At 71.2% G+C, this 10,002-nt stretch carries 10 protein-coding genes and 1 pseudogene; 9 read left to right on the forward strand and 2 right to left on the reverse strand.

Annotated elements, in window-relative coordinates; genetic code table 11:
- Positions 1 to 30: 30 nt before the first annotated feature.
- Positions 31 to 573, reverse strand: a complete 543-nt coding sequence (locus QLQ83_RS01690; RefSeq protein WP_282733845.1) for a DUF2062 domain-containing protein — start codon at positions 571 to 573, stop codon at positions 31 to 33.
- A gap of 131 nt (positions 574 to 704) precedes the next feature.
- Here QLQ83_RS01690 and QLQ83_RS01695 point away from each other — a divergent pair, with 131 nt between their 5' ends.
- The 9 genes from QLQ83_RS01695 to murB are packed head-to-tail and all read left to right on the forward strand — an operon-like array spanning position 705 to position 9,450.
- Entirely contained in the window at positions 705 to 3,002 is a 2,298-nt protein-coding gene (locus tag QLQ83_RS01695) for a DNA internalization-related competence protein ComEC/Rec2 (RefSeq protein ID WP_282733846.1), read from the forward strand.
- A 39-nt stretch (positions 3,003 to 3,041) separates the two neighbouring features.
- Positions 3,042 to 3,755, forward strand: coding sequence for a MotA/TolQ/ExbB proton channel family protein (locus QLQ83_RS01700; RefSeq protein ID WP_282733847.1), 714 nt, complete (start codon positions 3,042 to 3,044; stop codon positions 3,753 to 3,755).
- Entirely contained in the window at positions 3,752 to 4,174 is a 423-nt protein-coding gene (locus tag QLQ83_RS01705) for an ExbD/TolR family protein (protein ID WP_282733848.1), read from the forward strand. The genes QLQ83_RS01700 and QLQ83_RS01705 overlap by 4 nt, the downstream gene beginning before the upstream one ends.
- Positions 4,174 to 5,910, forward strand: a complete 1,737-nt coding sequence (gene msbA, locus QLQ83_RS01710) for a lipid A export permease/ATP-binding protein MsbA (protein WP_282733854.1) — start codon at positions 4,174 to 4,176, stop codon at positions 5,908 to 5,910. The genes QLQ83_RS01705 and msbA overlap by 1 nt, the downstream gene beginning before the upstream one ends.
- A gap of 3 nt (positions 5,911 to 5,913) precedes the next feature.
- Positions 5,914 to 6,951, forward strand: a complete 1,038-nt coding sequence (gene lpxK / locus QLQ83_RS01715; RefSeq protein ID WP_282733849.1) for a tetraacyldisaccharide 4'-kinase — start codon at positions 5,914 to 5,916, stop codon at positions 6,949 to 6,951.
- A 20-nt stretch (positions 6,952 to 6,971) separates the two neighbouring features.
- The gene (locus tag QLQ83_RS01720) at positions 6,972 to 7,181 is read left to right on the forward strand and encodes a Trm112 family protein (RefSeq protein ID WP_282733850.1); all 210 of its coding nucleotides are present in this window, start codon (positions 6,972 to 6,974) and stop codon (positions 7,179 to 7,181) included.
- 9 nt (positions 7,182 to 7,190) lie between these two features.
- Positions 7,191 to 7,961 (forward strand): 3-deoxy-manno-octulosonate cytidylyltransferase, encoded by a 771-nt coding sequence (gene kdsB, locus QLQ83_RS01725; protein ID WP_282733851.1) that lies wholly within the window; start codon positions 7,191 to 7,193, stop codon positions 7,959 to 7,961.
- Positions 7,961 to 8,437 (forward strand): low molecular weight protein-tyrosine-phosphatase, encoded by a 477-nt coding sequence (locus QLQ83_RS01730; RefSeq protein WP_282733852.1) that lies wholly within the window; start codon positions 7,961 to 7,963, stop codon positions 8,435 to 8,437. Before kdsB ends, QLQ83_RS01730 begins: the two co-directional genes overlap by 1 nt.
- A complete protein-coding gene (murB, locus tag QLQ83_RS01735; RefSeq protein WP_282733853.1) occupies positions 8,434 to 9,450 on the forward strand; it encodes a UDP-N-acetylmuramate dehydrogenase in 1,017 nt (338 codons plus the stop codon). Before QLQ83_RS01730 ends, murB begins: the two co-directional genes overlap by 4 nt.
- An 88-nt stretch (positions 9,451 to 9,538) precedes the next feature.
- Here the strand turns inward: murB and QLQ83_RS01740 are convergent.
- Positions 9,539 to 10,002, reverse strand: a pseudogene (locus QLQ83_RS01740) (ribonuclease E/G); the annotation flags it as partial.

Genomic DNA, 10,002 nt, shown 5'->3' on the forward strand with positions numbered 1-10,002 from the left:
CCATGTATAGCGGCCGCCGCCATGGGGGCCTCACTTCTCCCGGCCGGCGCTCCGTTGTCGCCGGCGTCGACGTGCGCGTGCCTTCCAGCTGCGCGAGACCTGCCAGCGCCATACCAGGCGGATCGCCAGGTTGGCCAGTGCGGCGATTGCCACGGCCGCGACCAGCGACCCCAGGGCCAGCGTCGGCAGGATCTCCACCAGCTGGTCGGCGATCCAGCGGGTGGAGAGTCGGTCCGGCGCCTTGCGCACCGGCATGTCCAGCAGCCAGGCGCCGAGGCGGTAGTTGCCGTAGAAGATCAGCGGCATCGTCAGGGGGTTGGTGATCCACACCAGGCCGATGGAGAGCGGCAGGTTGCAGCGAACCAGCCAGGAGCCGAAGGCGGCCACCAGCATCTGGAAGGGAATCGGCAGCAGGGCGCTGAAAAGCCCCACGGAAAAGGCATTGGCCACGCTGCGTCGCGTCAGCACCCACAGCGAAGGATTGCCGATCAGGTGGCTGACGACGCGCAGGGAGCGCCGGCGCCTGAGGGCATCGGGGTGGGGCAGGTAGCGCTGCAGCAGTCGGCGCGGCATTGACGAGGGGCTCGCGGCTTCCAAACCCGGGCTATTATGCATACGAGTCGCGTGCCTCGCCATGATGCCCCTCAACGTGACGCCGCTGCGGGGCGGGCGGGTCGCCTTGCTTGCCGTTCAGGGACGATGCCATGCAGCTGGGCCTGGCCATTCCCCTGGCACTCGCCGTGCTGGCCGGCGTGCTGGGGAGCCATCTCGCCGTGCCGGGGGCCATCGAGGTCCTGGCGTTGGGCCTGCTGGTCGTCCTGGCCGGGCGTCATGTGCGTCTCGCGATGGCCCTGGTGGTCGCGGCCCTGGTCGCAGTCCAGTTGCTCATGGTGCGTGGCGGCGAGCTCGCCCCCGGGCTGACCCGTCAGGACCTGCGGCTCGAGGGGCGCCTGGTCTCGGTGGCCAGGGACGAGCGGCTGGCGCGGCTGACGCTGGAGGTCACCGAGTGTCGCCCCCTGGCAGAGACATTGCCCGATTGCCGCGGCCTCGCGCGGGTCCGGCTCTCCTTCTTCGATGCCCCGGCCATGGTGCCCGGCGAGCATTGGCGGCTGACGGTTCGCCTGCGTCCGCCGGCAGGCTTCGCCAACCCCGGGACCTTCGACTACCGCGGCTGGCTGTGGCGGGAAGGCATCCAGGCCAACGGCTATGTACGCCGCGACCCACCCCCTCGCCGCCTGGCCACCGCGCCCTTCTCGCTGCGCCGGCTGGCACTGGGCCACCTCGATGAGCAGCAGCTGGCGGCCCGTCATCGACGCTGGCTGGCGGCCCTGACCCTGGGGGTGAGCGAGCGGCTGGGGCCGGAGGACTGGGACCTGCTGAACGCCACCGGCACCACCCACCTGATGGTGATCTCCGGGCTGCACGTGGGGCTGGTGGCGGCCTTCGCCCTGTGGCTGGCAAGGGGGGTGGCCCGCCTGGTCACCCCCGGGGCATGGCGCCTGACGGTCTGGCCCTGGTGGATGGCGGGTACCGCGGCGGTGGGATATGCCGGCCTGGCCGGCCTGGAGCCCCCCGCACTGCGCGCCATGCTCATGACCCTGGTGGGGCTGTGGGTGGCCAGCGGACGTCATTCGCCCGGCCCCTGGCAGGCCTGGTGGCTGGCCCTGGCGCTGGTGTTGCTGGCCGACCCCCTGTCGGCCTGGCGTCCCGGCCTCTGGCTGTCATTCGTCGCCGTGGCGCTGCTGATCCTGGTCTGGCAGGGGAGGGCGCGCCCGCGCGGGGTGAGCGGCTGGCTCCGGGCGCTGGTCCGCTCCCAGCTGCTGCTGGCCCCGCTGATGGCGGCGGCGGTGCTGCTGGCCTTCGATCGCCTGGCCCCGGCGGCCCCGCTGGTCAACCTGGTCGCCGTGCCCCTGGTCAGCAGCCTGCTGGTGCCCCTGGGGCTGCTCGGCTGGCTGACGGCCTGGCTGCCGCCGCTCTCGGCCCTGTGCTGGGCCCTGTTCGGCCTGCTGGTCGATGGGCTGGTATTCCTGCTGGACCAGGCCGCCCGCTGGCTGCCCCTCTGGCTACCGGAGCCGTCGCGGGTCGTCCCGCTGGGGCTGGCCCTGGGTCTCGCCGCCCTGCTGTGGGCACTGCCCGGCCTGATCCCGCGCCTGCGACTGGTCGGCACGGCCCTGCTGCTGCTGGTGCCGCTCGGCCTCTCCTCCTCGTCCCCGGTCACCGCCGAGGGACTGCTGCGGGTCCGGGTCCATGACGTGGGGCAGGGCCAGCTGGTCGAGCTGCGCACCGCCGGCTATCGCGCGCTCTATGACACCGGGCCGCGCTTCGGTTCCGGTTTCATGCCGCTCGCCACCCTGTGGCCGCCGGGGCAGCGCTTTGATGACGTCCTCATCAGCCATGCCGACCAGGACCATGTCGGCGGCCTGCCGGCCCTGCGCGAGCAGCACCGGGTGGCGCGCTTCCTGGCACCCCCCGGCGAGGCCCTCGAGGTACCGGCCGAGTCCTGCACGGCCGGACGGGAGTGGCGGCGCGATGGCGTGACCTTCCGTATTCTCTGGCCACCGGCCGAGAGTGGCGAACTCTCGTCCAACGACCGCTCCTGCGTGCTGCTGGCGAGTGCCGGCGAGCACCACCTGCTGATTACCGGGGATGTGGGGCGAGATGCCGAGCGGCGTTTCCTCGCCGAGCTTCCCCCGGGGGTGACCCTGCAGGTGGCAGGGCACCACGGGAGTGCCACCAGTTCCGGCATGCTGCTGGTGCGGCGTCTGGCGCCGCGCCATGTGGTTTTCAGTGCGGCGCGAGACAACCCCTTCGGCCACCCGACAGGCCGCGTCGTGCGTCGCTTTCGGGAGGCCGGTAGCTGCCTGTGGAGCACCGCCCGGGATGGTGCCGTGACCTTCTGGCTCGGCGAGGCCGCCCGCCGCGGAGTCCGTTCCGAGCGGCCGGCCGCCTGGCGGCACGGCGGTGTCGGAGCTGGCTGCCTTGCGTTAGAATCGCCTCACTGACTCCCGGCCTCGCGGCCGGCCATCTCGAAGGGGAACGGCATGGACATGATGGATGCCCTGATCGCCGGCGGCTGGTTGATGGTACCGCTGCTGGGCTGCTCGCTTGTGGCCACGGTGATCATCATCGAGCGCCTGTGGACCCTGAGGGCGCGTCGCATCGCGCCCTACGGCCTGGGACAGGAGGTCTGTCAGTTGGTGGCACGGGGACAGGTCAACCTCTACTGGCTGGAGGGACACTCCCCGCTGGGCGGCGTGCTGGCCGCCGGGCTCCGCAATGCCCGGCTCGGCCACGAGCAGGTGCGTGCGCGGCTCCAGGAGGCGGCCACCGCCGTGATCCACGACATGGAGCGCTTCCTGAGCCCCCTGGGCACCATCGCCGCCATCACGCCACTGATCGGGCTGTTGGGCACCGTGGTCGGCATGATCGAGGTCTTCGCGGTGATCGTCACCGGCGACGGGGCCAGTCGCACCGCCGATCTGGCCGGCGGCATCTCCCGCGCCCTGGTCACCACGGCGGCAGGCCTCACCGTGGCGATCCCGTCACTGATGTTCCATCGCTACTTCCAGCGCCGGGTCGAGGACATCACGGTGCGCATGGAGGAGCAGGCCGGCCAGGTGGTCGAGTACCTCGCCCACTATCCGGGCGAGCTGGTACTGGCCGAGCGGCACGCCGACGAGTCCCGCCTGGGCCAGCGCGGCGACGACGAACTGGAGGCCGATGGTCGCATCGCCCCGAGGGTGAAGCAGCCGTGAGGTTCCCCCGGCGGCGACGCGACCCGGTGGAGGTCAACCTGACCCCGCTGATCGACGTGGTCTTCCTGCTGCTGATCTTCTTCATGGTCTCGACCACCTTCGAGACCCGCCAGGCACTGGAACTCGAACTTCCCGAGAGCGAGAGTGGCCAGGACATGGAGGCATCGCCGGTGACCCTGGTGGTCACCGCCGCGGGCGAATACCGGCTGGGCGAGCGGGTCCATACCGCCGCGACGCTGGGCGAGGCCCTGGCCGCCGAGGCCGAGCAGGCCCGCGAGTTTGGCCTTGTGGTGGAGGCCGACGGGCGTGCCGCCCACGCCGACGTGGTGCGTGCCCTGGACCGTGCCGCCGGCCTGGAGATCCGCCGCGTACGCATCGCGACCGCCGCGGCATCACCCCCTGAACCGGAGACACCGTGATCGAACATTCCGGCTGGACCCTCTACAAGCGCCTGCTGGGCTACGTGAAGCCCTACTGGCGGGCCTTCGCCCTGGCGATCCTCGGCTATGTCATCTATGCCGCCTCGAGCACCGCCCTGGCGGAGATGATGAAGCGGCTCATCGACGGCATCCAGAACCCCGATGCCGCCTTTCGGCTCTTCCTGCCGCTGTTCGTGGTGGGCATGTTCGCGGCTCGCGGTCTCGGCACCTTCCTCGGCACTTACTTCATGAGCAGCGTGGCGCGCAACCTGGTGCACGCCCTGCGCTGTGACGTCTTCAACCACATGCTGCACCTGCCGGGACGCTTCTTCGATGGCCACTCCACGGGTCACCTGATCTCGCGGGTCACCTACCATGTCGAGCAGGTCACCGGGGCCGCCACCAAGGCGGTCACCATCCTGCTGCGCGAGGGGCTCTTCGTGATCGGCCTGGTGATCTACCTGCTGTGGACCAACTGGATGCTGACCCTGCTGTTCCTGGCCGTGACGCCGCTGATCGGCGGCGTGGTCAGCTACGCCAGCAAGCGCTTCCGGCGCATCTCGCGGCGTATACAGCGCTCCATGGGCGACGTCACCCATGTGGCCTCCGAGGCGCTCTCCGGCTACCGGGTGGTGCGTACCCACGGGGCCGAGGCCTACGAGAAGGCGCGCTTCGCCGAGGCCAGCGAGGTCAACCGACGCCAGAGCATGAAGGAGGCGTTGACCAAGGCCACGAGTACCCCGGTGATCCAGCTGCTGGTGGCGCTCTCGCTGGCGGTACTGGTGTGGCTGGCCATGTCGCCGACCCTGATGGACGCCATGACCCCCGGCGAGTTCGTGGGCTTCGTCACCGCCGCCGCGCTGATGGCCAAGCCGGTACGCCAGCTCACCGAGATCAACAGCGAGATCCAGAAGGGCATCGCCGCCGCCGGCGAGCTCTTCGGCCTGCTCGAGGAGCCCCCGGAGCGTGACGAGGGCACCCGTGATCCCGGTCGCCTCGCCGGCCGGGTCCGCCTCGAGGGGGTGCGCTTCGCCTACGGCGAGGACCAGCCCGAGGTGCTCAAGGGCATCGACCTGGAGGTGGCGCCCGGCGAGATGGTCGCCATCGTCGGCCGCTCCGGCAGCGGCAAGTCGACCCTGGTGGGCCTCTTGCCGCGCTTCTATCGCCCGACGGCGGGGCGCATCCTGATCGATGAGGTGCCCCTGGAGGAGTTCCGCCTTCAACCGCTGCGTCGCCAGATCGCCCTGGTCTCCCAGCAGGTCACCCTGTTCAATGCCAGCATCGCCGACAACATCGCCTACGGGATCGACGATCCCGACCCGGCGGCGATCGAGGCCGCCGCACGGGCCGCCCATGCCCACGAGTTCATCGAGCGCATGCCGGGGGGCTATGACGCCGTGGTCGGCGAGAACGGCGTGATGCTCTCCGGCGGCCAGCGACAGCGCCTCGCCATCGCCCGGGCGATCTTCAAGGATGCGCCCCTGCTGGTGCTCGACGAGGCGACCTCGGCGCTGGATACCGAGTCGGAACGCCATATCCAGGCCGCTCTGGAGGAGGTCTGCCGGGGTCGCACCACCTTCGTCATCGCCCACCGCCTCTCGACCATCGAGCGCGCCGACCGCATCCTGGTGCTCGAGCAGGGCGAGGTCGTCGAGCAGGGCAGCCATGCCGAGCTGCTCGACCGGGATGGGGCCTATGCGGCCCTGCATCGCCTGCAGTTCCAGGAGCCGGCCTGACCCATGGCGGGCCGTCTCGGCGAGCGCTGGCTGGCGGCAGCCTATCGGGGCGATGCCTGGCTGGTCGCCCTGCGGCCATTGGAGGCCCTCTATCGCCTGGCCGTGCGGCGTCGCGCCGCGGCCTTTGCGGCGGGCAGGCGGGCCATCTGGCAGGCGCCGGTACCGGTGATCGTGGTCGGCAACATCACCCTGGGCGGCACCGGCAAGTCGCCGCTGGTGGCCTGGCTGGCGCGCTTTCTCGCCGAGCGGGGCTGGTCGCCCGGCATCCTCTCACGGGGTTATGGCGGTCGCAGCGAGCGCTATCCGCTGCTGCTGGACGCCGACACGCCGGTCACGGCCTGCGGCGACGAGCCTCGCATGCTGGCGGACCAGACGGGGGTGCCGGTGGTGGTCGACCCCGATCGTGCCCGGGGCGCGAGGCGACTGTTGGCGGCGGGGTGCGATATCCTGATCGGCGATGATGGCCTGCAGCACCTCGCGCTGGGACGTGACCTGGAGCTCGTGGTCGTGGATGGCCAGCGTGGCTTCGGCAACGGGTGCTGCCTGCCGGCGGGGCCGCTGCGCGAGCCGCTGGCGCGGCTTGAGGGGGTGGATGCCGTGGTGATCAATGGCGAGCCTGCCTTCGACCCGCCGCCCGGGGCCCATGGCATGACCCTGGTGCCCTCGGCCTGGCGTCGCCTCGGCGACGGCGCGCGAGTGGCGCCCTTGCCGCCACCCTTCGCCGGACCGGTGCATGCCCTGGCCGGGATCGGTCACCCGGCGCGCTTCTTCGCCACCCTGGAGGCGCTGGGCGTGGAGCCGATTCCCCACGCCTTCGCCGACCACCATCGCTTCACGGCGGCCGACCTGGCCTTCGCCGACCGTCGGCCGGTGGTGATGACGGCCAAGGACGCGGTCAAGTGTCGCGAGCTGGCGCCCGTCGACAGCTGGGTTCTCGAGGTGGAGGCCCGGCCCGACGCCGCCTTCATCGACTGGCTGCAGGCGCGGCTGGTATCACTCTCAACCCAGGCGGCGCGGCGTGCATCCCGGGTCGCCACCTGAAACCCATCCGAGGGGGAGTCATGGACAAGGAACTGCTGGCGATGTTGGTCTGCCCGCTGTGCAAGGGCAAGCTGAAGTACAACCGCGAGGCCGCCGAGCTGGCGTGTCGCTACGATGGCCTCGCCTACCCGATTCGCGACGGCATCCCGGTGATGCTGCCCGAGGAGGCCCGGGCGATGGACGTCGACGAGAAGCTGCACGACTCTCCCGGGCGCACCGGCGAATCCTGAGGAGGCCCCATGCAGGAGTTCATCGCCGTCATCCCGGCGCGCTTCGCCTCCTCGCGGCTGCCCGGCAAACCGCTGGCCGAGATCGCCGGCGAGCCCATGGTGGCCCATGTCTGGCGACGGGCGCGGGAGAGCGCTGCCGCCCGGGTGGTGGTCGCCACCGATGATCGGCGCGTCGTTGATGCGCTGGCACCCTGCGGCGCCGAGGTGCTGCTGACCGTCGCCGACCATCCCTCGGGAACCGACCGTCTGGCCGAGGTGGCCGAGCGGCTGGGGCTGGCCGATGATGCCGTGCTGGTCAATGTCCAGGGCGACGAGCCGCTGATCCCGCCGCTGCTCATCGACCAGGTGGCGACGCGGCTCTTCGACGACCCCGACGCCTCCATCGCCACCCTGGCCGAGCCGATCAGCGACGTCGAGACGCTCTTCAACCCCAATGCGGTCAAGGTGGTGCGTGCGCTCTCCGGTCGCGCCCTCTACTTCTCGCGGGCGCCCATCCCCTGGGACAGGGACGCCTTCGCGCGTCGCCCCGAGCTGCTGGAGACCGATGCCTGGCTGCGGCACATTGGCCTCTATGCCTACCGGGCGGGCTTTCTCGCCGAGTACCGCGACTGGGCCCCCTCGCCGCTGGAGCGCCTGGAGCAGCTCGAGCAGCTGCGTGCCCTGCACCATGGCCATGCCATCCAGGTGGCCCTGGCCCGGGTGCCGCACCCTGCGGGCGTGGACACCGAGGAGGACCTGGCGCGGGTCCGCGAGCTGATGCAGCGGCCGGGAGGTCATTGATGCGCGTGCTCTTCGTCTGTCTCGGCAATATCTGCCGCTCGCCCACCGCCGAGGGCGTGTTCCGTCGCCTGCTCGAGGCACGCGGCCTGTCCCACCGGGTGGAGGTGGACTCCTGCGGCATCGGTCCCTGGCACGTGGGCAAGGCGCCGGACCCCCGCGCCCAGGAGGCCGCCGCCCGCCGGGGGGTCGACCTCTCCGGGCTGCGCGCCCGGCAGCTCGCCGCCGACGACTTTGACCGCTTCGACGTGCTGCTGGCCATGGACCATGACAACCTCGAGGCCATCGAGGCGCGACGGCCGCCCCACAGCCGGGTGCCGGCACGGCTGTTCCTCGAGTATGCCGGAGACCCTGACCGCGCCGTGCCCGACCCCTACTTCGGCGGTGACCGGGGCTTCGACGAGGTGCTGGACCTGATCGAGGTGGCCTCCCGGGGCCTGCTCGAGGAGGTCGAGGCGCACCTGGAGCCGGGGCCTTGAGCCTGGCGCTCCGGGCCCCCCACGACCTCTCCCGGGACAATACCCTGGGCCTGCCCTGCCAGGCGGAGCGCTTCGTGGCGCCGGCCGGCCTCGGCGAGCTGCGCGAGGCGCTGGACCTGGTTCATCGCGCGGGCTGGCCGCTGACCCTGCTGGGGGGCGGCAGCAACCTGATCCTGCCGGCATGGCTCCCGGGCCTGGTGGTCCATCCCGCCATGCAGTCGTGGTGGCTGGAGGAGCAGGGGAGGGAGGTCCTCGTCCACGCCGAGGCGGCGGTAGTGTGGCACGAGCTGGTCATGGCGCTGGCCGGCAGGGGGCTCTGGGGAATCGAGAACCTGGCATTGATTCCCGGGGACTGCGGGGCCGCGCCGATCCAGAACATCGGCGCCTACGGCGTGGAACTGAGCGATGTCATCGAGGCGGTGCACCTGATCCATCTCGACGACGGTCATGAAGCGGTGCTCTCGCCGGCGGAGTGCGCCTTCGGCTATCGCGACAGCATCTTCAAGGGTGCGCTGGACGGGCGGGTCGTGATCACCCGGCTGGTGCTGCGCCTGTCGCGGACGCCGAGCCCCCGGCTCGGCTACGGGGACCTGTCCGGCCGGGTCGGTGCCGCCCCCTCGGCGCGGGACGTGGCCGAGGCGGTCTGCGCGATACGTCGCGAGAAGCTGCCCGACCCGGCCGTGCTGGGCAATGCCGGCAGTTTCTTCAAGAATCCCGTGGTGGCGGCCGACCTGGCCCGGCGGCTGGTGGACGACCATCCGACGATGCCGCATTTCCCCCAGCCCGATGGGCGGGTCAAGCTGGCGGCCGGCTGGCTGATCGACCAGTGCGGCCTCAAGGGCTGGCGTCAGGGGCATTTCGGCGTACATGAGCGCCAGGCGCTGGTGCTGGTGCACTTCGGTGGCGGCAGTGCGGTGGAGTTGCTCGACTTCGCCGGGCGGGTGGCCGAGGCCGTGTGCGAGCGCTTCGGCGTGATGCTGGAGCGCGAGCCGCGTCTGGCCGCGCCGGCGTGACACAGCCCGCGTCTTCCCGCCCCTGAAACGACAGCGCCCGCAGCCATGGCTGCGGGCGTTGTCGGTTGTGCAGGGGGAAAGCGGAGCCTCAGCCCTGCTTGCCCTCCTGGGCCTTGGCCTCCTGCTCACGACGGCGGATCTCCCGCGGGTCATTGTGAGCGCGGCGACGACGACGGCGGCTGGCGCGGCTCTCCGCCGGCGCCTCTTCGGCCTTGGCCTCGGCGGGCTTCTGCTCGGCCTTCGGCGCCTCGGACTTGGGCTCGGCCTTTGCCTCGGCAGCTTTCTGCTCGGCCTTCGGCGCATCCGGCTTGGCTTCGGCGGGCTTCTGCTCGGCCTTCGGCGCATCCGGCTTGGCTTCGGCCTTTGCCTCTGCCGGCTTCTGCTCAGCCCTTGACACATCCGACTTGGCCTCGGCCTTCGCTTCGGCCGGTTTATCCACCGGCTTGGCCACCTGGCCGCTTGGCTGCTTGGCTGCCTCGCTGTCGGTCTTCGCTTCGGCAGCTTTCTCGGCGGGCTTCTGCTCCGCCTTCGGCGTCTCTGCTTTGGGCTCGG

Source organism: Halomonas rhizosphaerae (assembly GCF_030010555.1).
GTDB lineage: Bacteria > Pseudomonadota > Gammaproteobacteria > Pseudomonadales > Halomonadaceae > Halomonas > Halomonas rhizosphaerae.